Origin of the sequence: Frankia sp. R43, from assembly GCF_001306465.1 — a bacterium.
Taxonomy (GTDB): Bacteria; Actinomycetota; Actinomycetes; order Frankiales; family Frankiaceae; genus Parafrankia; species Parafrankia irregularis.
Genome location: NZ_LFCW01000004.1, coordinates 799984 through 824038, shown reverse-complemented (window position 1 = coordinate 824038; position 24055 = coordinate 799984). Strand labels below are relative to the sequence as shown.

Here is a 24055-nt window from a genome sequence, read left to right as displayed (position 1 = left end):
CAGCCCAGGCGTGACACCCCAGGGGCGAGACCACCGCCCGGCCGCGCCATGCCGCCTCACCACTGCGAAAGGAACGGGACGTCGACCATGTCCGCCACCCCGCCGCGCACCGTGGATCCGCTCGATCCACTGGCCCTGACGACCCAGCTCGACGACACCGAACGCGCCCTGGCACAGACGGTCCGCCAGTTCGTCACGGAACGGTTCCTGCCGCAGGTCGCGGACTGGTACGAGCACGGCATCTTCGACCCCGCGCTGGCCAAGGAGCTCGGCGCGCTCGGCCTGCTCGGCCTGCACCTGGAGGGCTACGGCTGCGGCGGGGGCAGCGCGGTCGCCTACGGAGTGGCCTGCGCCGAGCTGGAGGCCGGTGACAGCGGCCTGCGGTCGTTCGCGAGCGTGCAGGGCTCGCTGGCGATGTTCGCCATCCACCGCTGGGGCAGTGAGGAGCAGAAGAACGACTACCTGCCCCGGATGGCCGCCGGCGAGCTGATCGGCTGCTTCGGGCTGACCGAGGCCGACTCGGGCAGCGATCCCGGCGCGATGCGCACCACCGCGCGCCGCGACGGGGACGACTGGATCCTCGACGGGTCCAAGATGTGGATCACCAACGGCAGCATCGCCGACGTCGCCGTCGTCTGGGCCCGCACCGACGAGGGCGTGCGCGGCTTCCTCGTCGACCGGGGCACCCCGGGGTTCACGACGAACACCCTGCACCGCAAGATGTCGCTGCGCGCCTCCGTCACCGCCGAGCTCGTCCTCGACGGTGTCCGGCTGCCCGAGCGCGCCCGCCTCCCGCTGGCCCGCAGCCTGGCCGGGCCGCTGTCCTGCCTCAACGAGGCCCGCTTCGGCATCCTCTGGGGGGCCACCGGCGCCGCGCGGGCCTGCTACGAGGCGGCGCTGTCCTACACCTCGACCCGCACGCAGTTCGGCCGGCCGCTCGCGGGCTTCCAGCTCACCCAGCAGAAGCTGGCCACGATGGCGCTGGAGATCGGCAAGGGCCAGCTGCTGGCCCTGCACCTGGGCCGGCTCAAGGACGTCCAGGGCCTCGCGCCCGCGCAGGTCTCGATGGGCAAGCTCGCGAACACCGTGATGGCGAGCGACGTCGCCCGCACCGCCCGCGGGATGCTCGGCGCGAACGGGATCTCCCTGGAGTACCCGGTGATCCGGCACATGATGAACCTGGAGTCGGTCCTCACCTACGAGGGCACCGCGGAGATCCACGCGCTCTCCATCGGCCAGGCGCTCACCGGGCACCGGGCGTTCACCTGATGACGGCGTCCGCGACGTTGTCCGGGTCCGCGTCCGCGTCCGCGACATCGACGCTGCCCCCGGCGTCGACCGCATCGCAGACGTTGGCGGCGGCCGACGACGTCCTGCTCACCGAGGACGAGATCGAGCTGCGCGGGCGGATCCGCGAGTTCGCCGAGGCCGAGCTGGTGCCAGGCGCGCGCGCGGCCGACCAGCGGCACCGGCTGGCACCCGAGACGCTCGACCAGCTGCGCCGGATGGGCCTGTTCGGCCTGGCCGTCAGCGAGGAGCACGGCGGCGGGGGCGCCACCCGGGTCCAGCTGTCGCTCGTCGTCGAGGAGGTGGCGCGCGCCTGCGCGTCGGCGGCGATGACCGTGATGGCGAACGCGCACAGCAGCGGTGTCATCTCCCGCTACGGCACCGACGACCAGCGCCGGCGCTGGCTGCCCGCCGTCGCCACCGGGGAGTCGATCGCCGCCGTCCTGCTCACCGAGCCGGCGGTCGGCACCGACGTCCTGTCGATGACGACGACCGCGCGACGCCGCCGGGCGACGGCCGGAGCCGACGACCACTACGTGCTGAACGGACGCAAGACCTTCATCACCAACGGCGACCTCGCCGGGACGTTCGTCGTCTTCGCGAAGGTGCGTGAATCGGACGCACCGGACGGCACCGTGGCCGCGTTCATACTGGCCGCGGACAGCCCGGGAATCACCGTCGCCCCCGGGTTCGACAAGCTGGGGCTGCGCGGGTCGAGCACGAACGAGGTGGCGTTCGACGACGTCGCCGTGCCCGCCGCCGACTGCCTGGGCGCGGAGGCCGACGGCCGCCGCTACCTGCTCGAACCGCTGGACGGGGCGCGCCTGAGCACCGCGGCGCAGGCCGTCGGGATCGGCCAGCGCGCCCTGGACCTGGCCCGGCGCTACTGCCTGGAACGCCACCAGTCCGGCCGGGTGATCGCCCACCACCAGGCTGTGCAGCTGCGCCTGGCGGACATGCGCATCGAGCTGTTCGCCGCCCGCGCGCTGCTCTACAGCGCGGCGCGGGCCGTCGATACCGGCCGGGGCAGCATGGGCTCGGCCGCCGCCGCCAAGGTCTTCTGCACCCGCACCGCCGCCGAGATCACCTCGCGCGCGGTCGAGCTCGTCGGCGGCTACGGCTACATCGAGGAGTACGAGTTCGCCCGCCTGCTGCGCGACGCGAAGGGCGGCGAGATCTACGACGGGACGAACGACGTCAACCGGCTGCTGCTGGCCCGCCAACTCGTCCGGGAGGGCACGCCGTGCTGACGCTCGCCGTCGACGGCCCGCTCGCGAGCGTCACGCTCGACCGGCCGCCGGTGAACGCCTGGGACGACGACGCGCTCGACCGCCTCGATGCCATCACCGCACGGCTCGCCGCCAGCCCGCAGGTACGCCTCGCCGTGGTGCGCTCCGCCGGGAGGCACTTCTCCGCCGGCGGTGACATCGCGATGATGGCCGCCGCGGTCGACAGCGGCGACGTCACCGCGCTCAACCGGTTCGCCGGGCGCATCCAGCACGCGTTCACGCTGTGGGCCGAGCTGCCGGTGCCCACCCTGGCCGTGCTGCGCGGCGCGGTCACCGGCGGGGGCCTGGAGTTCGCCCTCGCGTGCGACCTGCGGATCGCCGCCGAGGGTTCCCGGATCGGCCTGCCGGAAAGCCAGCTGGGGCTGGTCGCGGCCGGCGGCGGCACGCAGCGCCTGACCGCGGCGATCGGCCGCGGCGCTGCGATGCGGATCATTCTGACCGCCGAGCTCGTCGACGGACGCCGGGCCGCCGAGCTCGGGATCGTCGAATGGTGCGTCCCGGACGCCGACCTCGATGCGGAGGTCGACGCCGTCACGGCGCGGATCCTGGCCGGTTCGGCCGCCGCGCAACGGGCGGCCAAGGAGTGCGTCGCCCGGGCCGGTACCGCCGCCGGTTTCGCCGCCGAGACGGTCAGCCAGCGCCGGCTGCACGCCGACCCCGACACCCAGGACCGGCTCCGGCGCTTCCTGCACGACCGCCGCACCCAGCACGGCCGCACCCAGCACGGCCGGACCCAGAGCAGCCGCACCCAGAACACCGAGACCAAGGAGATCGACACGTGACTGCTGACCTGTGCGAGCGCGTGGCCGTCGTCACCGGGGCCGGATCCGGCATCGGCCAGGCCGTCGCCGTCGAGCTGGCCGCCGCCGGTGCCACCGTCGCCGTCGCCGACATCAACCCGGCGGGCGCGAACGAGACCGCGAGCCTGGTCACCGCTGCCGGCGGAACGGCGAAGGCGTTCTCGGTGGACGTCACCAGCCAGCCGAGCATCCTGGCGCTGCGCGACGCCGTGGCCGGCGAGTTCGGCCTCACCGACCTAGTCGTCAACGGTGCCGGCTGGAACGTCGGGCAGCCGTTCCTGCAGAACGACGCCGAGCACATCATGCGGGTCACCACGCTGAACCTGCTCGGCCCGATGTGGGTCTGCCAGGCGTTCCTCGCCCCGCTCGTCGAAGCCGGCCGGCCGGGCAGCGTCGTCAACATCTCCAGCGACGCCGGCCGGGTCGGCAGCCTCGGCGAGACCGTGTACGCGGGGGCGAAGGGCGGCGTCATCGCGTTCACCAAGTCCCTGGCGCGGGAGATGGCCCGCCACAAGATCACGGTCAACACGGTGGCGCCCGGCCCGACCGACACGCCGCTGTTCCGTCTGCAGCCGGAGAAGATCCAGGAGGCGCTGGTCCGGGCGATCCCCTTCCGCCGACTCGCCGAGCCCGCCGAGGTGGCCCGGGTCGTGGCGTTCCTCGGCTCGCCGGGTGCGTCGTATGTGACCGGCCAGGTCATCAGCGTCAGCGGTGGCCTCACGATGGCGGGCTGAGCCCGATGGGGGAGTGCATCCGCGACGTCGGAGGACATGAGGTCGGTGAGCGTGAGGTCGGTGAGCAGAGCCGCCGGGTGCTCGGTACGTTCGGCCTGACGATCGATCCGGCCCGCCGCCGGGAGTACCGGGAACGGGGCTGGTGGCCGGACACCACCGTGCTCGACGAGTTCGACGCCACCTGCCGGGCACATGGCGACCGCGAGGCCGTCGTCGGCTACCGCGCCGGCAGCGCCACCCCCGGCAGCGCCACCGCTGACCGGCTCACCTACGCCCAGCTCGCAGACCGGGTCGAGCGGGTGGCGTCGTTCCTGCTCGGCGTCGGCGTGCGTCCTGGCGACGTGGTGTCGGTGCAGCTGCCGAACTGGTGGCAGTTCCCGGCCGTCGCGCTCGCGACCCTGCGGGTGGGCGCGGTGCTGAACCCGGTGCTGCCCATCCACCGCGCCCGCGAGATCTCGTTCGCGACCGGAATGTTACGGCCCAGGGTGTACTTCGCGCCGCGCCGGTTCCGGTCGTTCGACTACCCGGCGATGCTGGCCGAGATCTGGCCGGACGACGGCGCGGAGGCGGGGTCGGCGGCACCGACCGTGGTGCTCGTCGGCCCGGGGCCTGACGCCCCCGGCTCCGACGACGTCGGCACCGGCGATCTCCATTCGGGAGATCTCGGCTGCGACCACATCCGCGCGCTGTCGTTCGAGACGGACGTCCTGGGCCGCCCACCGTCGCCGGCGGCGGGCCCCGGCTCGCATCACGACCGAGGCGTGGACGGTGACCTGGTCAGCGACATCCAGTTCACGTCCGGGACGACCGGCGAGCCCAAGGGCGTCGGCCACGTACACGCGACGCTGACCGCCCGCACCCGCGCCCTGTTCGACGCGCTCGACGTCGCCGAACACGACGTCGTCTTCATGCCGTCGCCGGTCACCCATTCGACCGGGCTGGTCTACGGCGTGCTGGCACCGCTGTCGCACGGGATGACGACGGTGCTGCAGGACGTCTGGGAGCCGCGGGCGGGGCTGGACATCATCGCGGCGGAACGGGCGACGTGGACGTTCGCCACCACCGCGTTCCTCGTCGACATCATCCGCGCCCAGCGCGCCGCCACCCCCACGGCCACGTCGCTGCGCTACTTCATCGCCGGGGGTGCCGCGATCCCGCCCGCGGTCGTCACCGAGGCGGACGAGGTGCTGGGCACCCGGGTGGTCGCCGTCTGGGGCATGACCGAGAACGGCGCCGTCACCTTCACCCGGGCCGGCCAGGGGCGGGACGCGGCCGCGCGCAGCGACGGCGTCCCCTGCCCGTGGATGTCGGCCCGGGTGGTCGACCCCACCGGGGCCGACCTGCCGGTCGGGCAGGAGGGCCAGCTGCTCGTGCGCGGAGCCTCGCAGGCGCTCGGCTACGTCCGCCGCCCGGAACGGACCGGGGAGGCCTACGACGGCGACGGCTGGTTCCGCACCGGTGACATCGCCCGCCTCGACGCCGACGGCGGCGTGCGGATCACCGGCCGGCTCAAGGACATCATCATCCGCGGCGGCGAGAACATCCCGGTCACCGAGGTCGAGACGATGCTCTACGCGCACCCGCGGGTCGCCGACATCGCGATCGTGCCCTACCCCGACGAACGGCTCGGGGAGCGGGCCTGCGCCGTGGTCGTGCCCAGACCGGGGCCGCGCCTGACGCTCGGTGACCTGACGTCCTACCTGGCGACGCTGAGCGTCTCGAAGACCTACTGGCCGGAGCGGGTCGAGCTGGTCGATGTCATGCCGCGCACCGCGTCCGGGAAGATCCAGAAGTTCGTGCTGCGCGACCTGGTACGGGATCTGCCACCCGGCGGGCGCGGGGCGGTGACGGCGTGACCGCCGACCGAGCCGCCCGTGTACTGAGCGCCGACGGAGCCGTGAGCGCTGGCCGTGCCGGGCTCGGTGGGCTGCGTGCCGGCGTTCTGCTGCCGTACCGGGCGGTGCCGGCGCCACGCACCGCGGCGCTCGCCGGCCTCGCCGAACGGCTCGGCTTCACCTCCGTGTGGGCCGCCGAGGTCAGCGGAGCGGACGCCTTCGCCCAGCTGGCGGCGGCGGCCGCGGCGACCGTCTCGGTGGAGCTGGGGACCGCCATCGTCCCGATCGGCTCCCGCACCCCGGCGCTGCTCGGGATGTCGGCGAACACGCTGGCGACCCTGTCCGGCGGCCGGTTCGCCCTGGGGATCGGTGTCTCCTCACCGCGCATCATGCGGTCCTTCCACGGGCTGGCGCCCACCCGCCCGCTCGCCGCGGTCGGCGACGCGCTGACGATCCTCGACGACGTGCTGGGCGGGCGCCGCACCTTCCACTCCGGGGAGGCCTTCAGCTCCAGCGGGTTCACGCTGACCGTGCCGGCCGCCCGGCCGCCGTTGCTGCTGGCAGCACTTGGGCCGGGCATGCGGCGGCTGGCCGGCGAGCGCGCCGACGGGGTGATCCTCAACTTCGTCCCGGCCTCCGCGGCGGCCACGCTCGCGGCGGAGACCGCGGTGGCGGGCCGGCCGTTCCGCCGGCTCGCGCTGGTGCGGGTGGCGCTCGCCGAGCCGGGCGCCGACCGCACGCCGGTGACGCTGCGCCGCGGCCTCGCCTCCTACCTGCGGGTCCCGCCGTACGCCCGCTGGTTCACCTCGCTGGGGCTCGGCGCCGTCGTCGAACGGGTCACCGCGCAGCCCGACCTGGACGCCATGGCCGACGCGCTGCCCGAGGACGTCGTCCGTGACCTGGCGGTGGTCGGCACCGCCCGGGAGTGCGCCCGCCGGCTGCGCGAGTTCGCGAGCACCGGGCTGGAGCCGGTGATCGTGCCGGAGACCGCCGCCGGCGACGTCGAGGCCTACGAGCGCCTGATCACCGCGCTTGCCGCCCACCTGGCGGACTGACATCCGTCGCGCGGATCCTGCGCATCCCCACGCGGTCGGAAGCGGGCGCGAAACGCCCCGCGTAACGCGGCCACGCGACGGTGGAAACACACGAACGGGGCCAGGCCACTCCCGCGGTGGCCCTGATTCAGGGAGGCACGTTGACGACAGGGACATCCTTACCGGCGGCAGCCGCGCATTCCCCGGCTGCCCCGAGTTCTCCTGCACCCGCACCCGCTCGTTCCCCCGCACCTGCGGCCGTCTCCGCGGACCTGCCCAGCTACGCCGAGCTGCCGGTGACGCCGGGCGCCCCGCCAGGCTCGTCCTGGGGCCTGTGGGGAGCCGAGGACCGGCTGGGCACGCTCAACCTGCTCACTCCGGCGCGGCTGGCCGCCGGTGTGGCGACCGTCCGGGACCACCGGGTGATCCCGCTGGACCTGCCTCTCGACGTCCCCGGGCCGCCGCTGTTCCGCCGCTCCCGGTTCCAGCACACGATCCGGGCCCTGCCCGTGGGCCGGGACGAGACGCTGTCGGACTGGAACCCGCAGGGGTCGAGCCAGTGGGACGGCTTCGGCCACGTCCGCCACCCCCGGTGGGAGTACTACAACGGCCTGCCCTGCACCGACCATGGGATGGAGCACTGGGCCAGCCGCGGCATCGCCGGCCGGGCCGTCCTCGTGGACGTCGACCGGTACCTGGGCGCGGCCGGCCGGCCGATCGACCACGCGAGCTCCGTCGCCGTCACCCCGGACGACCTCGCCGGCGCGCTCGCCGCGCAGGGCACGACCGTCGAGACCGGGGACATCCTGCTGATCCGCACCGGTTGGCTCGGCTGGTACCGCGCCGGAAGCGCGCGGCGGCGGGCGCGGCTCGGCGAGGCGATGGCCGAGGAGCTGGCCAACCCGGGCCTCGCGCCCGGCCGGGAGATGGCCGCGTTCCTGTGGGACCTGCACCCGGCGGCCGTCGCCGTGGACAACCCGGCGGTCGAGGTGTGGCCGCGCGGCTGGCCGCTGAGCCGCGCGCAGGCCACCTCGTGGCTGCTCGACCCGGCGCACTGCGAGGACGTCTTCCTGCACTTCCTGCTCGTGCCGCTGCTCGGGATGGCCCTCGGCGAGCTGTGGGACCTCGACGAGCTGGCCCGGGCCTGCCACGGCGACGGCCGCTACGAGTGCCTCGTCGTCTCCGCGCCGCTGCACCTGCCCGGCGGGGTCAGCTCCCCGGCGAACGCGGTCGCGCTGCGCTGACGTGGGCCTGCGGGCCCGCAGGCCCACGTCAGCGCGCCCGTCCGCCCAGCCCGTCCATCTCCAGAAGGGACTTTCGCGCGATGACCGGCAAATACCGTTTCGACGGACAGGTCGCGGTGGTGACCGGGGCCGGCAGCGGCCTGGGCCGCCGGCACGCCCTGGCCCTGGCCCGCCGCGGCGCCACCGTCGTGCTCAACGACATCCGCCGCGAGCAGGGGGAGAGCGCCGAGCAGGAGACCGCCCGCGGCGTCGTCGAGCTGCTCGCGGCCGAAGGCGTCACCGCCGACGCGGACGAGGGTGACATCGGCGACGAGCGGTACGCCCGCGGGCTCGTCGAGCGTGCCGTCGAGGCGCACGGGCGCATCGACATCGTCATCAACAACGCCGGGATGCACGGCTTCGGCACCGCGCAGGACACCGGGACGGCGCTGATGTACGACAACTGGCGGGTCAACCTCATGGGCGGCTTCTGGACCATGAGCTCGGCGCTGCGCCACATGCGCCGCCAGGGGTACGGCCGGATCGTCAACACCGCGTCCGCGCTCGGCGCGTTCGGCGGGCAGGGCGTCCTCGCGTACTGCACCGCCAAGGCCGGCGTCATCGGCATGACCCGGGCCGCCGCCCAGGACAACACCGACACCGACATCCGGATCAACGCGCTGTGCCCGGTCGCGATCACCCCGATGTCGCAGGCGTGGTTCGCCGAGAGGTCTGGCGTCGACGCGGCACTGCTGGTGCCCGAGCTGGCCTCGCCGGTCGCGCTCTACCTGGCCCACGCGGACTGCGCGGTCACCGGCCACGTGCTCAGCGCGGGCATGGGGGTGTGGGCGAACATCTTCACCGCGAAGACCGACGGCGTCGCCGCCACCGACGACCTCGACGACGTCTTCGACCGCCTCGACGGGCTGCTCGCCACCGACCGGTTCCAGGTCCTGTCGACGTCCGCCGACCAGTACCGGCGGGCGAACTGATGGGCGCCGCCGGTGCCCAGGTGGTCCGCCGGATGTTCCACCCGACGTTCGCGGTGGTCGACCTGGAGGCGGCCCGGGCCTGGTACCGGGCCGTGTTCAGCCGCCCCGACGTCCGCTGGGCGGACCGGTACGACATCTCGATGCTCGACGTCGACTACCCGAAGGACTACTCGTTCTTCATGGTCGTGGGCGACGTCGTCCTCGACGCGCTGTGCCCGTCGATGCACGCCCAGGGCCGGCTGTCCGGCCAGGACCGCTACGACCTCGCCGACCAGCGCCCGATCGGGCTCGGCTGGTACGTCGACGACGCCGTCGCCGCCGCCGCGCACCTGGCCGGCCATGGCATCCGCACCCATGACCAGCTGGGCCGCCGGGTGGAGGGCGGCCACGTCCCCGTCTCGGCGATGGCCCCGGACATCCTGTTGTTCTTCAGCGAACCGGCCGACACCGGGCTGCGCTACGAGTTCTTCCAGCTCGCGGACCGTTACGTCGAGTACTACTCGCGCAAGGGTGACCCGCGGCTGCGGCCCGACTGGAGGCTGCCCGGCGCCCCGCCGCCGGACGACCCCATGACGATCATCCGCGGCTCGCACCACACCGTGCTGACCCGGCGGCCCGAGCGGGCGCTGCGCCTGTACGCCGAAGCCCTTGGCGGCACCGTGCTCGGCACCGCACCCAACCCGGACCTGGGCACCGACAGCACCTACCTCATGCTCGCCGGCTCGGTGTTCGAGCTGGGCGTCCCGCGGCCGGGCAGCCCGTACGCCGGCCTGGTGACCGACGCCGCCGACCACTACCTCGGGATCACCTTCCTGGTCGCCGACACCGGCGCCGCCGCGGCGCACCTCGCCGCCGTCGGCACCGCGGCCCACCGAGACGGCGCCGGCGCGGTCGTGGTGGCGCCCGCCGACGGGTTCGGCGTCCAGTGGCGCTTCGCCCGGGAGCTGCCCTACCTGGCCCCGCTCGGATCGGAGGTGATGGCGTGAGCCAGTTCGACCTGACCGACGCCCAGCGTGCGTTCGCCGACCAGGTCCGCGACGTCGCGACGGCGAAACTCGTCCACGTCCCGAGCACCGAGGGCCGGGTGAACCGGCCGCTGTTGCGGCAGCTGGGCGAGCTGGGGCTGCTGCGCGCGCTGTTCGGTGGGCAGCCCGGCGAGGAACCGCGCGACGCCGCGGCGATGCAGCTGTGCCTGCTGCGCGAGACGCTCGCCACCGTCAGCACCGAGGCGGAGACCGCGCTGGCGCTGCAGGGGCTGGGCAGCTACCCGATCCTGCAGTCCGGCTCCCCGGGCACGGTGCGCCGGTGGATCCCGGGCGTCGTCACCGGCGAGGTCATCGCCGCGTTCGCGCTGTCCGAGCCGGAAGCCGGTTCGGATGCGGCGGCGCTGGCCCTGCGCGCCGATCCGGACCCGGACGGCGACGGCTGGCGGCTCACCGGCCGCAAGACCTGGATCTCCAACGCGCCGTGGGCCGACGTCTACACCGTCTTCGCCCGGACCCGCGCGGACGGCGGCGCCCGCGGTGTCACCGCCTTCGCGGTGCCCGGCGACGCGCCGGGGCTCACCGGCGAGCCGCTGGACATGCTCAGCCCGCATCCGCTCGGAACGCTCGACTTCGACGGTGTCCGGGTCGGCCGCGCCGACGTTCTCGGCGAGGTCGACGCCGGTTTCCGGGTCGCGATGCGCACCCTCGACCTGTTCCGGCCCAGCGTCGGCGCGTTCGCCGTCGGCATGGCTCAGGCCGCCCTCGACGCCGCCGTCGACTGGACGGCGCGGCGCCAGGCCTTCGGCGGGCCGCTGTCGGCGCAGCAGTCCGTCGCGCACACGCTCGCGGACCTGGCGACCCGGGTGCAGGCGGCCCGGCTGCTGGTGCGGGCCGCCGCCGCGGCCTACGACGGCTTGGCCGACGGCGGCGCGGCCAATGGCGGTGCCGCCAACAGCGGGCCGGCCGGGCGGGCCGAGATCACCCGGAGCGCGGCGATGGCCAAGCTCTTCGCCACCGAGGCCGCCCAGGTCGTCGTCGACCAGGCGCTGCAGCTGCACGGGGCCCGCGGCCTGCAGCGCGGGCACCTGCTGGAGCACCTGTACCGCGATGTCCGGGCCCCGCGGATCTACGAGGGCGCCTCGGAGATCCAGCGCACGATCATCGCCCGGTCGCTGTACGCCCGGGCGGCCGCGGCCGCCGACACGGCCACCGCCGACACGACCCGTTCCGCACCGCCTACCAGGGAGCCTGCCCGATGAGCCTGTACCGCGCCTCAGCGTCGATCACGGAGAACTGGGAGCACTTCAAGTTCGACGTCGCCGACGGGGTCGCCACGGTGACCCTCAACCGGCCGGAGAAGCTCAACCCGCTGACCTTCCAGAGCTACGCGGACCTGCGCGACCTGCTGCACGAGCTGCCGCACCGGGGCGACACGAAGGTCCTCGTCATCCGGGGTGAGGGCAAGGGGTTCTGCGGCGGCGGCGACGTCAACGAGATCATCGGTGAGCTGATCAAGATGGACGCCCACGACCTGATGGGCTTCACCAAGATGACCGGCGACGTCATCCGCGCCATGCGCGAGGTCGACATCCCGATCATCTCGGCGATCCAGGGCATCGCCGCCGGCGCCGGATCGGTCATCGCGCTGGCGTCGGACTTCCGGGTCCTCTCGCACAAGGCCCGGTTCGCGTTCCTGTTCACCAAGGTCGGGCTCTCCGGTGGCGACATGGGCGCGGCGTACCTGCTCCCGCGGGTCGTCGGGCTCGGTCGCGCCACCCAGCTGCTGATGCTCGGGGACACGATCAACGCCGAGACCGCCGACCGCTACGGGCTGGCGAGCATGCTCGTCGACGACGACGAGCTGACCGCGACGGTGGACGCGCTGGCCCGCCGGCTCGCGGACGGCCCGACGCTGGCCTACCGGCAGACGAAGGCGCTGCTCACCCGTGAGCTCGACATGCCGATCGGCGCGTCCATGGAGCTCGACGCCATGACCCAGGCCCTGCTGATGACGACGGCGGACCACTCCGAGTTCCACAGCGCGTTCAACGCCCGGCGCCCACCGGCGTGGACGGGCCGCTGACGCCACCGGGACACCGCCGGACGCAGCCGGAAGCCGCCGGCGTCCGAACCGAACCGATCAGGAGGTCATCGATGGGACTGCTCGAAGGCAAGGTCGCCTTCATCACCGGTGCGGCGCGTGGCCAGGGGCGCAGCCACGCCGTGCGGCTCGCGCAGGAGGGCGCCGACATCATCGCGGTCGACATCTGCGCCCCGATCGACACCGTCGCCTACGCGCTGGCCAGCGAGGACGACCTGGCCGAGACCGCCGCCGAGGTCCGCGCGCACGGCCGGCGGATCGTGGCCCGCCAGGCCGATGTCCGTGACCGCGCCGGGCTTCGGGAGGCGTTCGAGGCCGGTGTCGCCGAGCTCGGCGGATGCGACATCGTCCTGGCGAACGCGGGCATCGCGCCGATGGCGATCGGCGCGGACGACCCGGCCCAGTTCCTGGACGTCGTCGCGGTGAACCTGGTCGGTGTCTGGAACACCGTCGAGGTCGCCAAGCAGGCGCTGATCGACCGCGGGCCCGGCGGCTCGGTGGTTCTCACCAGCTCCACGGCGGGCCTGCGCGGAGTGGGTGGGGACGCCCCCGGGTCCATCGGGTACGCGGCCTCGAAGCACGGCGTCGTCGGGCTCATGCGCAGCTACGCGAACGCGCTGGCCCCGCACTCGATCCGGGTCAACACCGTGCACCCGACCGGGGTCAACACCCCGATGATCATCAATCCGGTGATGGAGAAGTGGATCACCACCGTGGGCAGCTCGCAGGCGATGTCGAACGCGCTGCCGGTGCCCTACGTCGAGGCGTCCGACGTCACCAACGCCATCCTGTGGCTGGTCTCCGACGCCGCCCGCTACGTCACCGGCGTCACGCTGCCGGTCGACGCCGGAATCCTCGTCAAGTGAAGGGGCAGCGATGACCGATCTCGATCTCGACTGGCTGATCTCGGTCGACGACCACGTGCTGGAGCCGCCGCATGTGTGGCAGAGCCGGATGCCGGCGAAGTTCCGCGACGCCGCGCCCCGGCTGGTCACCGACGGTGACCTGGAGTTCTGGGTCTTCGAGGGCAAGCGTGTCCCGACCAGCGGCCTGTCCGCCGTGGTCGGCAAGGGCAAGGACTACTCGCCCGAGGCCATCCGGTACGCCGACATGGCACCCGGCTGCTACGACCCGGTGGCGCGGGTCGCGGACATGGACGTCGACGGGGTGCTCGCGTCGCTGTGCTTCCCGTCCTTCCCGCGCTTCTGCGGCCAGATCTTCTGGGAGGCCTCCGACAAGGAGCTGGCGCTGGAAGGCGTGCGGGCCTACAACGACTGGATGATCGACGAGTGGTGCGGGGCCGCCCCCGGGCGGCTCATCCCGCTGGTGATCATGCCGTTGTGGGACCCGCGGCTGGCGGCGCGCGAGCTGGAGCGGGTGGCGGCCAAGGGGGCGCGGGCCGTCGCGTTCTCCGAGAACCCGGCGCCGCTGGGCCTGCCCACCATCCACGACCCGGCCCGCTACTGGGACCCGGTGTTCGCGGCGGCGCAGGACCTCGAGCTGGTCGTGTGCATGCACGTCGGGTCCTCGTCGCAGCTGTCGACGATCTCACCCGACTCGCCGGTGCTGGCGAACCTGTCGTTCGGCTCGGTGCGCACCGCCGGCGCGATGCTGGAATGGATCTTCTCGGGGGTGTTCCAGCGCTTCCCCAACCTGAAGATCGCGCTGTCGGAGGGGAACATGGGCTGGATCCCGTTCTTCCTGCAGCGCGCCGAGCAGGTCATCCACACCCAGCGCGCATGGGCGACGAAGGGGGTCTCGTTCGACCCGATGCCCGGTTCGTTCCCGACCGCCGTCAACCCCGACCTCGACCTGATGACGCTCGACCCGTGGGAGACCTTCCGCCGGCACATCTACGGCTGCTTCATCGACGACGCCGTGGGCCTGGCGAACCTGCAGTTCATCGGCGAGGACAACATCATGATCGAGACCGACTACCCGCACTCGGACTCGACCTGGCCGCACAGCCGTAAGCTCGCCCGCGAGCGGATGGCGCACCTGCCCGCCGAGACCCAGTACAAGATCCTGCGGGGGAACGCGGAGAGGCTGTTCCGGTTCACCCCGGCCGAGCCCCCGGCCCTGCCGTGACCATGGCGCCGCAGGCAGCCTTGCCGCCGCGGGCCGCCGTGGCGCCGCGGGCCGCCCCGGCGGGGCACCCGTTCGCCGAGCTGCGCGACACCGCCGCCGTCGTCGGCGTCGGCTACCACCCCTTCAGCAAGCGGTCCGGGCTCTCCCCGCTGGCCATGGCGGCCTCGGCGGTCCTCGCCGCCGTCGAGGACGCGGGCCTCGCCCCCGCCGACCTCGACGGCGTCGCCACCCACCACCTCAACGACTCGGCCGGGCCGCACGAGCTCGCGGCGGCCCTGGGCCTGCGCGGCATCACCTGGAGCCATGAGGAGCTCGGCGGCGGCAGCAAGGCACCCGCCCTCGTCGGCCACGCCGCCGCCGCGCTGCACACCGGGCAGGCGACCCATGTGGTCGTGTACCGCTCGCTCAACGGCCGGTCCGGTCACCGGATGGGCGGCACCGGCGGCGGCGCCCCGATCACCCGCCCCGACACCCTGTTCCAGGTGCCCTACGGCCTCGTCTCGCCGTCGCAGGTCTACGCGCTGAGCGCCCGGATGCACATGGACCGTTTCGGCACCACCGAGGAACACCTGGGCCAGGTCGCCCTGGCCCAGCGGTGCTTCGCCGCCGACAACGAGCGCGCGGTCATGCGCGGGCCGCTGACCATGCGTGAGTACCTGTCCTCCCGCCTGGTCACCGAGCCGCTGCGGCTGCTCGACTGCTGCCTGGAGACCGACGGCGCCTGCGCCCTCGTGCTCACCACCACGCCGCGGGCCCGGGACCTGCGCCATCGGCCCGTCACCGTCCGCGCCTGGGCGAGCGCCTTCGGCCCGGACGGATTCGGGCACGGCGCCGCCGACCTCACGACGTCCAGCAGCGCCCTGGTCGCCCGCACCCTGTGGGCACGGGCCGGGATCGGGCCGGCGGACGTCGACGTCGCCGAGCTGTACGACGCCTTCACCATCGCCGTGCTGCTGCAGCTCGAGGACTACGGATTCTGCGGTCGGGGTGAGGCCGGGCCGTTCGTCGCCGGCGGCGTCACCGCCCCGGGCGGGCGGCTGCCGGTGAACACCCATGGCGGCTTCCTGTCCGAGGGCTACGTCCACGGGATCAACCACATCGCCGAGGCGGTGTCGCAGCTGCGCGGTGACGCCGGTGCGCGCCAGGTGCCGGGCTGCGAGGTGGCGCTGTCGACCGCCCAGCCCGGTTTTCCCACCGGCATCTCGTCGGCCGTCCTGCTGCGGAGGCAGCCATGAGCCCGCCTGCCGCCGAGCCGGTGCACCCGCCGTGGATCGCGCCGTTCTGGGCCGGTGCCGACCGGGGTGCGCTGCTCGTCCAGCACTGCGACGACTGCGGGACGCCGCGCTTCCCACCTGGCCCGCGGTGCGGCGTGTGCACCTCCGACCGGTGCACGTGGCGGCCGGTCAGCGGGCATGGCCGGGTGCTGTCCTGGACGCGCACCCACCACCCGTTCGGGGCAGGTCTGCGCGACCGGGTCCCCTACACCGTGGTCCTCGTCGAGCTGGTGGAACGGCCCGGCCTGGCCATGTTCGGCAATCTCGTGCCGGATGGCGCCATCACCGCCGGGACGCCGGTACGAGCGGTGTTCGTGCACACGCCCGCCCAGACCCTCGTCCAGTGGGAACCTTGCGTGTCCTGACAGTCACCACCGCGGTCGCCCCGTGGGCCCCTCCAACGCCCGCGACAGGCAGCCGGCCGCGTCCGCACGAAGGAGACGGCTGTGCCGCACGTGCCTGAATTAACGGAGCCGGAGCCGGAGCCGGAGTCTGAGTCGGAGTCCGGGTCGGGCTTCGGGCCGGGGTCGATGGCGGGCTCGATGCCGAGGCCGGGAGCCGAGCGGGCGAGGCTCGACGCGCTGTCGTTCGAGCCCCTGACTCCGGTGGCCTACCTCGACCGGGCCGCCGCCGCGCACGGCGACCGGCTCGCCGTGGTCGACGGTGACCACCGCTGGACCTACCGCGAGCTGCGGGACCGGTGCCGCCGGCTGGCGGGAGCGCTCGTCGGTCCCGCCGGCGGGCGGCCCGTCGCGGTCCTCGCGCCGAACACCCATGTCCTGCTGGAGGCGAGCTTCGGCGTGCCGTGGGCGGGGGTGCCCCTCGTCGCCGTCAACACCCGGCTGTCCGCCGGCGAGATCGCCTACATCCTCGAGCACTCCGAGGCCGCGGTCCTCATCCACGACCCGCAGTTCGATGACCTGGTCGCGGCCGCGGTCGCCGGCCTCGGCGGCGTCACCCATCCGCCGCTGCTGATCCGGGCGGACGAGCGATACGAGGAGATGCTGGCCGCCGCCACACCGACCGCGATCACGCCCACGGACGAACGAGCGCTGCTGTCGATCAACTACACCTCCGGGACGACCGGCCGGCCCAAGGGCGTCATGTACCACCACCGCGGCGCCTACCTGCAGGCACTGGCGATGGTCGGGCACACCGGGCTGTCCACATCCTCGGTGCACCTGTGGACCCTGCCGATGTTCCACTGCAACGGCTGGTGCTTCCCGTGGGCGGTGACGGCGGCGGCGGCCACCCACGTCTGCCTGCCCAGGGTCGACCCGGCGCGGGTGTGGGAGCTGATCTGCGCCGAGGGCGTGACCCACCTGGAAGGCGCGCCGACCGTGCTGTCGATGCTCGCCTACGCACCCGAGGCCGCGCCGCTGGCCGGCCCGCCGGTGCGGGTGGCGACCGGCGGGGCGCCGCCGTCCCCGGCGATCCTGCGGCGGATGGCGGCGCTCGGCTTCGACGTCACGCACCTGTACGGGCTCACCGAGACCTTCGGCCCCGCGATGATCTGCGACTGGCGGCCCGAATGGGACGCCCTCGACGACGCGGCCCGCTCCCGGCTGAAGGCACGCCAGGGTGTCGGGAACATGATCTCCTGCGTGGTGCGGGTCGTCGACTCCGCCGGCGCCGACCTGCCCGCCGACGGCCGTTCGGTCGGCGAGATCGTGCTGCGCGGCAACAACATCATGCTCGGCTACTTCAAGGACCCCGAGGCCACCGCCGCCGCCGCGCCCGACGGCTGGTTCCACACCGGCGACCTGGGCGTCCTGCACCCCGACGGCTACGTCGAGCTGCGCGACCGCAGCAAGGACGTCATCATCTCCGGCGGGGAGAACATCACGTCGGTCGAGGTGGAGCAGGCCATCGCGGACCATCCCGCGGTGCTGGAGGTCGCCGTGATCGCCGTCCCGGACGACCGGTGGGGCGAGGTCCCGGCCGCGTACGTGACCCTCCACGAGGGAGCGTCGGCGACCGCCGAGGAGATCGTCGACCATGTCCGCGGACGTCTCGCCCGCTTCAAGGCCCCGCGGATCGTCGAGTTCGGCGAGCTGCCGAAGACGTCCACCGGCAAGATCCAGAAATATGTGCTGCGCGAGCAGGCCTGGGCCGGCCAGGAAAAACGGATCTGATAGCCGGAGGTCACCGGACCGCCCATAACCGGACAGTTCTGTCCCAGCTGCCGCTGGCCACAAGGTGCCCGTCCGGGGAGAACGCAACTGACGTCACCCAGTTGGTGTGCCCGACCAAAGGGTGCCCGAGAGGGCGTGCTGACGTCCGGTCGGTGAGGTCCCACAACCGCACAGTGTGGTCGGCGGCCACACTGGCCAGGGTGTGCCCGTCCGGAGAGAACGCCACCTGCCAGACGAGGCTGGTGTGGCCGGTCAACGGCGGCCCGAGAGGCCGCGGGCTGGCAGGGTCGGTCACATCCCACAGGCGGATCAGAGCGTCCTTTCCGCCGCTGGCGAGCGTCCGGGTATCGGGTGCGAACCCCACCGTGTAGACGCCACCGCGGTGACCGTCCAGCGGTGCGCCGAGCGGGTGAGGATGATCCGGATCGCTCACGTCCCACAGCCGCACGGTGCCGTCCAGGCTGCCGCTGGCCAGCGTTCGCGCTTCCGAGGACAACGCGACCGACCACACCAGGTCGTCGTGTGCGGCGAAAGACTGACCGAACGGTCGCGGCGCGGACGGATCAGTGAGATCCCACAACTGCACCCGGCCGACTTCGCCGCCGCTGGCCAGAACACGTCCACGTCCATCCATGACGCGGCCCGCGAACGACGGGAACGCCACCGCGTGCGCGTAGCCGCCGGCCACTGGCAGCGGGGTGCCGAGAGAACGAGCCCTGGACGGGTCGGTGACGTCCCACAGGCGCACTGTGCTGTCCTTGGCGGCGGAGACCAGGGTCCGCCCGTCGGGAGAGAAGGCGACCGAGGTGACTCCGTCGGTGTGCCCGAGCAGGGGAGCACCGATTGGATGCGCGTGGAATGGATCACTCACATCCCACAGCCGTACCGCTCTGTCCCGGCCGCCGCTGGCCAGCGTGCGCCTGTTCGGAGAGAAGGCAACGGCCGTCACCCAGTCGGTGTGGCCCTCCAGCAGACCCACCTGATGGGGTCTGGTGTCACCTGCTCCCCGGCTGATGGTGGCGAAGAGAAGTGCGGCGACCGCGGACAGCAGCAGCACGCCGGTGGCTGCCGCGCCACGCCGACGGAGTCGCGGCCGCGTGGAGCGGCGATGCGAGCGCGACTTCTGCTGCCCAGACCGGGCGGACCGGGATGGATTCGGAGCTGGCGCCGGTTGGCCAGCGGGGTCGATCGTTCGCGGAATGGTCGCGGCCGCTACCGCGATCGGGAGGACGGAGCGAGCCTCGGCAGCGGCACGGACGTCGTCGTCCAGATGCACCCGGATCCCCGAGCGACCGAGCCAGCCCGGGCCGTAGCTGTCCGCGGCCGCTTCGGCGAGGTCGATCGCGAACGCCTTCGCGGACGGCGGCCGGCCCCCCGGGTCCTTCGCCAGCGCCCGCAGTATTACGTCGGCGACTGGTGGAGGAACCCCGGCCGGGCGCCGAATACTGTGGCCGGGCCGTGCCAGGTGAGGTTCTCCGAAGACCTCGTCAGACCATTCACCGTCGAAGGGAGTCTTCCCGGCGAGCAGCAGGAAGAGCATCATGCCCAACGCGTACAGATCTGTGGCCGGTCCAAGCCGGCCGCGTGCGACCTGCTCAGGGGCCATGAATAACGGGGTGCCGATGACCGCGCTCGCGGTGGCCGCGGACCCGAACACCCGCTTCGCTATCCCGAAATCGACCACCTTCACATGGCCCGCAAAATCGAACATCACATTGTCGGGCTTGATGTCACGGTGCAGCACGCCACGAGAATGCGCGTAGCTCAGGGCCCCGGCGACCGCCAGACCGACCGCGCAGAACTCCTCCTGACCCATTTCTCGTTGCCGGCGGGAAAGGCTTCCGCCGGCCAGCATCTCCATCACGATCACATCGAAGTCGTCACCTGGGCGGAAGTCATGGACGCGGACGATATGCGGGTGGTCGAGACTCGCCATTATCTGCGCCTCGTCGGCGCCGAAGGGCCGGCGACGCCCGCCCGAGGCCAGCACCTTGATCGCCACCTCGCGTTGCAGGTTGCGGTGCCAGCCTGCCAGTACCAGTCCGAAGGATCCCGCGCCGATCTCGTTGCCGAGATCGTAGCCGGGCAGCGCCGCTGCCACCCGTGCCTGGTCAAGAAGCATGACCCGGTGTCTCCCCTGTCAGGACATGCGCAACAGGCGCGCGTGACCGGCTCTGAGTCGCGCCTGCGCCGGCGCGTGGCGCACAACTCTAATCACTCGAACGCCGCACCCCGACGTGGGTACAGGCTGCCGTCAAACAGGCCCGCCACGGACTTGCCTGTCGGTCCGGTGCGGACAGGTATGTCCGCGCACGTGGGTATGCTTGCCGGTCGTCATCGGCGGGTTGTGGGTTAATCGGTCAGTGCGACAGCTCTGGCTTACTGGGTGGCCTCGTGGTCTTCTGTTGTCAGCTGGGCACGCTTGGTGCGTAGTTCGTTCGGGAAGCGGCGGCCGCTGCGGGTGAGGGTGATCCGGCGGGTGCATCGCACCTTCTCGCCCACGCCCAGAATTCGTTCGGTGCCGCGCAGCACGGTCAGCGGGGCGCCGGGCGCGAGCTGAAGGTGGGTGCCGTACGTGCTGACGTCCCGGATGGTCAGGTTCCCGTCCGCGAACGACAGGGCGAAATGGCGGCGGCTGACCTTGAGGCGTTCGTGGTTGGCCAGCCAGGGGTCGAGGGAATAGCCGTCCACCGGCGCCCGGCCGACCACCACCTCGGTGCCGGAGGGGATGACGAACCGGTCGACGCACCTGCGGTCGACGAGGACCTTCATCGCGGCGGCGCCGGGGCGGGGGCCTTCGTCGAGCAGCCGCGAGCCGTGCAGCTCGCAGGTCGGCTCGCCGGCCCGGATCCGCGGGATCAGCACGAAACTGCCGTGGTCGCGGTCATAGAGGGTGCAGGCGTGGTGCGGGCAGCGCCACGCACGTTCGAGGACGTCGAACCGGGTCAGCACACCCTGTTTTTTCAGGACGTCGTGCTCGGCATAACGAGAGATGTTCCAGTCGTCCACGACCCCCATGTCGACGTCGCGTAGGAGCAGGCGCCCTTCGGGTCCGTCCGGCCCCTGGTTCCCGTGGTGCCCTTCGTGTTCGTCGCGCTCGATGAACGGCTCGATGAACTGGTCCTTGTTGCCCTGCAGCCAGGGGAACTCGGTGCGATGGCCACGGTAGCGGTCTCGGGTGATGACACTGAGCCCGGTGAGCTCCGCGAGCTCCAGCAGCCGGACGTCCGCGTCGCCGAGCAGCTCGACCAGCCCCGCCTGTTCCCAGTCCCGCAGCGTGCGGGTGTCCGCGTGCGGCAGCCCGGCATGGGGGAGGCTGCGGTCGGCGACGAGATAGAGGACCACGTCGGGGTCGTGGTCCCGGTCGATCAGCGCGTCGATGACCTGGTCAAGCCGGTAGAGCCCCGGCCCTCGTGGTCCCGGTCGCCGAACGACGTTGGAAAGGTCGACGAGGTAGTCGGCCTCCAGGACGTTCCCGGTCAGGTGCTCGGGCATACCGGTCAGACCCCCGTCTCCGTGTGAGCGCACTGAGTAAGACACATGTCACCTCAGGGGATCATGCGCGGCGAAACTTCGGGGGCCGGTTGTGCATGAGTGGGGAGAACTGGGCCTCGACGAGCGTGGAACACCGTCAACGGCGGCACCCGCCGACCGGTGGTTGCCCGCATCTGACGTCGGCATCACCCGGTTGCCCCGAACGAAAGACCACTTTGGTGCCAGGCGGTGAGCCGCGTCGGAACCCCGCCGGATCCGGCCTCGGCGTGGCTCCGGCCCTGCCCGCGCCGGCACCCCTCCAGCGCGGGTGAGAAGCGGTCGATAACGCTCCTGAGCTGGGAAGACCGTTCGCTCGCCGGGTCGCCGCAAGGCTGTGCCCCGGTCCGGTGACCCCGGGATTCGGGCAGCTGGAGACCGCAGTCGAGGGCGCTTCGAGACGTGATTCCAGTCTCGGTATGGGCAAAAGGCGCCGGACTTGCTACGGTCCGGACCCTACCGGTAGGTAACACCCGCTGGTAACACCCACCGGTAACTTGCTGGAAGGCGGTGCTCGGCCGCGCTGTTGTCCGGAGCCCTCCCGGCTCCGGGGATCGGTCGCGACCGCTGCCGCGCCGTTACCGGGACAAGGAAAGAAGGTTGATCGACATGCGCCCGAACTTATCGAGCCGAGGTCTGTGGTCACGAACGAAAATCGGCTCACTCGCGGCAGCGCTGGCACTTGCCACGCTGGGCGTCGTGCTTCCGGCCGCGATCGCCACTCCTGCCGCCGCCGCTGTCGAAGGACCGGCCGGCGATGCCTTCTACACCCCACCGTCCCCGCTGCCCGCGGGTAATCCCGGTGACGTGATCTGGTACCGCAAGCAGGCCGATTCCGGCAACGCGAGCTCGTACCTCGTCCTGTACCTCTCCCAGAACGCGCTGGGGCAGCCGAACGCGGTCTCCGGCACGATCTACGTGCCGAAGGGCAAGAGCCCGGTCGGCATGCCGATCGTCTCGCTCGGCTCCGGCACCGTCGGTCTGGGCGACGGATGCGCCCCGTCGAAGAACCCGCTGGTCAGTGTTGCCCAGAACCAGGGCTTCATCGACAAGGCACTCGCCAAGGGCTTCGCCGTGACAATGACCGACTACGAAGGGCTCGGCACCCCCGGGACACACACCTACGTCGTCGGTCGTTCCGAGGGCCGTGCGGTCCTCGACATCGTGCGCGCCGCCCAGCGGCTGCCGGAGACCGGCCTGAGCACCGCGAACCCCGTCGGCCTGCTGGGTTACTCGCAGGGTGGCGGCGCCGCCGCGTGGGCCGGCGAACTGCAGCCCAGCTACGCCCCGGAACTGAACCTGAAGGCCATCTCGGCCGGCGGCATTCCCGCCGATCTGCTGGCGGTCTCCAAGCAGCTTGACGGCGGCCTCGGTTTCGCCGTCCTGGCGATGGCCGCCCTCGGGCTCGACGCGGCCTACCCCGAACTGGACCTGGAAAGCTACCTCAACGCCAACGGCAAGAAGTTCTTCGGTGACTTCAGTGACGACTGTGTGGAATCACTGATCATCTACCCGTTCCGGAAGATCAGCGACTACACGACGAGCAACCCGCTGAACACCGTGGCCTGGCAGACCCGCCTCAACGAGCAGAAGCTGGGCGCGGTCGCGCCGAAGGTGCCGACCTTCATGTGGCACGCCTGGCCGATCGACGAACTGGTCGCGCGGCCGCAGGGCGTGGCGTTGAAGGACACCTACTGCGCGGCGGGGGCACCTGTCCGTTGGAAGGACTACCTCGGCGAGCACGCCACCGTCATCTTCACCTCGCAGAGTGACGCCGTGAACTTCCTCGCCGACCGCTTCGCCAACAAGCCCTTCACCCGCGACTGCTGATCTGGCAGACAGTCAGCACTAAGCGCAGATGGTGTGCCGGGCCGGCCGCGATTGTCGGCCCGGCACACCACTCGTGTTTCCAGGGAATACTTCGCGGGGGAGCAGGAGCGCTCAGCCCACGCGGACGGGGACCGCGCACGAGCCGTCGCACATGTTCTCCGGCATGACGGACCCGGCCGGGAGTTCCGCGGTGACCGTGCAGACCTCCGGGTCGAAGCTGAGGAAGCCGCCGACCTGCAGGCTCTCGGGCAACGGCTCGTCGTAGCTCCAGGCGACGTCCGCGAGGACGGTGTCGCCGACCACGGCCGTCCACCAGGTGGCGTTGCCCTTGTAGTTGCAGTAGCTCGTGGTGCCGCTGCGCCGCAGCAGGTCGGTCCGGACGTGCACCGGATCCACGTAGAGCCTGGCGTTCAGCGACGTCTCGAAGAGGATCACGGTGTCGGACGTGTCCACCAGGACCTCACCGGCGGCCTCGACTCGCAGGCGGCGCGTCGTCGGCCGGCAGTCGACCCGGTGGTAGGGGTTCGCCGGGTAGTGCACGAGCCGGCGCCCCTCCTCCCACCATTCGTCGACGGCGTCCCACGGGATCGTGAAATAGCCCGGTGCCTCGGGCAGCGGCTCGCCGGGCAGGGTGCCCACCACGTCGAGCGGGAACGCGTAGGCCAGCGGCCGCATCGACCGGTGCACGAGCACCGCCGCCTCGGTGTCGATCACCTTCTGGCCGTCGCGGACGGCCTGCACCCGGCGCGGGTGCGGCTCGACATAGACGACACCGGCGGGCACCGGGGCGGAGAAGCGCCCGGCGGGCGTCGGGCCCAGCGGCCCCTGGGCGGCGGTGAGGCTCATGGCTCGAAGTGTGTCAGCCGGGCCGGTCCGCGTGCAGGACAGCGCTTGTCCCGGTGGCGGGACGCGGAGG

At 72.3% G+C, this 24055-nt stretch carries 20 protein-coding genes; 17 read left to right on the top strand and 3 right to left on the bottom strand.

The annotated features are described in order from the left end of the window. Window positions 1-87 precede the first annotated feature (87 nt). From ACG83_RS20650 to ACG83_RS20575, 16 genes are all read left to right on the top strand, one after another. Window positions 88-1269: an acyl-CoA dehydrogenase family protein gene (locus ACG83_RS20650; RefSeq protein ID WP_054567807.1), complete on the top strand. Its 1182-nt coding sequence runs from the start codon at window positions 88-90 to the stop codon at window positions 1267-1269. Next, the gene (locus ACG83_RS20645) at window positions 1269-2537 is read left to right on the top strand and encodes an acyl-CoA dehydrogenase family protein (protein ID WP_083473403.1); all 1269 of its coding nucleotides are present in this window, start codon (window positions 1269-1271) and stop codon (window positions 2535-2537) included. Before ACG83_RS20650 ends, ACG83_RS20645 begins: the two co-directional genes overlap by 1 nt. Then, window positions 2531-3358 (top strand): enoyl-CoA hydratase/isomerase family protein, encoded by an 828-nt coding sequence (locus ACG83_RS20640; RefSeq protein ID WP_054567805.1) that lies wholly within the window; start codon window positions 2531-2533, stop codon window positions 3356-3358. Before ACG83_RS20645 ends, ACG83_RS20640 begins: the two co-directional genes overlap by 7 nt. A gap of 8 nt (window positions 3359-3366) precedes the next feature. Beyond that, a complete protein-coding gene (locus tag ACG83_RS20635; protein WP_054567972.1) occupies window positions 3367-4110 on the top strand; it encodes an SDR family NAD(P)-dependent oxidoreductase in 744 nt (247 codons plus the stop codon). A gap of 5 nt (window positions 4111-4115) precedes the next feature. Then, a complete protein-coding gene (locus ACG83_RS20630; RefSeq protein WP_054567804.1) occupies window positions 4116-5966 on the top strand; it encodes an AMP-binding protein in 1851 nt (616 codons plus the stop codon). After that, window positions 5963-7000, top strand: coding sequence for an LLM class F420-dependent oxidoreductase (locus ACG83_RS20625; protein ID WP_054567803.1), 1038 nt, complete (start codon window positions 5963-5965; stop codon window positions 6998-7000). Before ACG83_RS20630 ends, ACG83_RS20625 begins: the two co-directional genes overlap by 4 nt. Window positions 7001-7140: 140 nt before the next feature. After that, window positions 7141-8223, top strand: coding sequence for a cyclase family protein (locus ACG83_RS20620; protein WP_158230791.1), 1083 nt, complete (start codon window positions 7141-7143; stop codon window positions 8221-8223). Between the two features lie 80 nt (window positions 8224-8303). Beyond that, window positions 8304-9194: an SDR family NAD(P)-dependent oxidoreductase gene (locus ACG83_RS20615; protein WP_054567801.1), complete on the top strand. Its 891-nt coding sequence runs from the start codon at window positions 8304-8306 to the stop codon at window positions 9192-9194. After that, the gene (locus ACG83_RS20610) at window positions 9194-10180 is read left to right on the top strand and encodes a VOC family protein (RefSeq protein ID WP_054567800.1); all 987 of its coding nucleotides are present in this window, start codon (window positions 9194-9196) and stop codon (window positions 10178-10180) included. Before ACG83_RS20615 ends, ACG83_RS20610 begins: the two co-directional genes overlap by 1 nt. Then, complete coding sequence (locus tag ACG83_RS20605; RefSeq protein WP_054567799.1) at window positions 10177-11439, top strand: acyl-CoA dehydrogenase family protein; 1263 nt, start codon at window positions 10177-10179, stop codon at window positions 11437-11439. The genes ACG83_RS20610 and ACG83_RS20605 overlap by 4 nt, the downstream gene beginning before the upstream one ends. Next, window positions 11436-12263, top strand: coding sequence for an enoyl-CoA hydratase family protein (locus tag ACG83_RS20600; RefSeq protein ID WP_054567798.1), 828 nt, complete (start codon window positions 11436-11438; stop codon window positions 12261-12263). The genes ACG83_RS20605 and ACG83_RS20600 overlap by 4 nt, the downstream gene beginning before the upstream one ends. 71 nt (window positions 12264-12334) lie before the next feature. Beyond that, window positions 12335-13147, top strand: a complete 813-nt coding sequence (locus ACG83_RS20595) for a mycofactocin-coupled SDR family oxidoreductase (RefSeq protein WP_054567797.1) — start codon at window positions 12335-12337, stop codon at window positions 13145-13147. Between the two features lie 10 nt (window positions 13148-13157). Then, window positions 13158-14369, top strand: a complete 1212-nt coding sequence (locus ACG83_RS20590; protein WP_054567796.1) for an amidohydrolase family protein — start codon at window positions 13158-13160, stop codon at window positions 14367-14369. Then, a complete protein-coding gene (locus tag ACG83_RS20585) occupies window positions 14366-15604 on the top strand; it encodes an acetyl-CoA acetyltransferase (RefSeq protein ID WP_369812903.1) in 1239 nt (412 codons plus the stop codon). The genes ACG83_RS20590 and ACG83_RS20585 overlap by 4 nt, the downstream gene beginning before the upstream one ends. Further along, entirely contained in the window at window positions 15601-16008 is a 408-nt protein-coding gene (locus ACG83_RS20580; RefSeq protein ID WP_054567795.1) for a Zn-ribbon domain-containing OB-fold protein, read from the top strand. Before ACG83_RS20585 ends, ACG83_RS20580 begins: the two co-directional genes overlap by 4 nt. A gap of 177 nt (window positions 16009-16185) precedes the next feature. Then, the gene (locus ACG83_RS20575) at window positions 16186-17778 is read left to right on the top strand and encodes an AMP-binding protein (RefSeq protein ID WP_054567970.1); all 1593 of its coding nucleotides are present in this window, start codon (window positions 16186-16188) and stop codon (window positions 17776-17778) included. 10 nt (window positions 17779-17788) lie between these two features. Here ACG83_RS20575 and ACG83_RS20570 read toward each other — a convergent pair whose 3' ends face one another. Continuing rightward, window positions 17789-19900, bottom strand: a complete 2112-nt coding sequence (locus tag ACG83_RS20570; RefSeq protein WP_054567794.1) for a WD40 repeat domain-containing serine/threonine protein kinase — start codon at window positions 19898-19900, stop codon at window positions 17789-17791. 257 nt (window positions 19901-20157) lie between these two features. After that, window positions 20158-21273 carry a hypothetical protein gene (locus ACG83_RS20565; protein ID WP_054567793.1) on the bottom strand — a complete coding sequence of 372 codons (1116 nt, stop codon included), beginning with the start codon at window positions 21271-21273 and terminating at the stop codon, window positions 20158-20160. 645 nt (window positions 21274-21918) lie between these two features. Here ACG83_RS20565 and ACG83_RS20560 point away from each other — a divergent pair. Then, window positions 21919-23139: a lipase family protein gene (locus ACG83_RS20560; RefSeq protein WP_083473428.1), complete on the top strand. Its 1221-nt coding sequence runs from the start codon at window positions 21919-21921 to the stop codon at window positions 23137-23139. Window positions 23140-23250: 111 nt separating this feature from the next. Here ACG83_RS20560 and ACG83_RS20555 read toward each other — a convergent pair whose 3' ends face one another. Beyond that, window positions 23251-23985, bottom strand: coding sequence for a DUF427 domain-containing protein (locus tag ACG83_RS20555; protein WP_054567792.1), 735 nt, complete (start codon window positions 23983-23985; stop codon window positions 23251-23253). Window positions 23986-24055 lie beyond the last annotated feature (70 nt).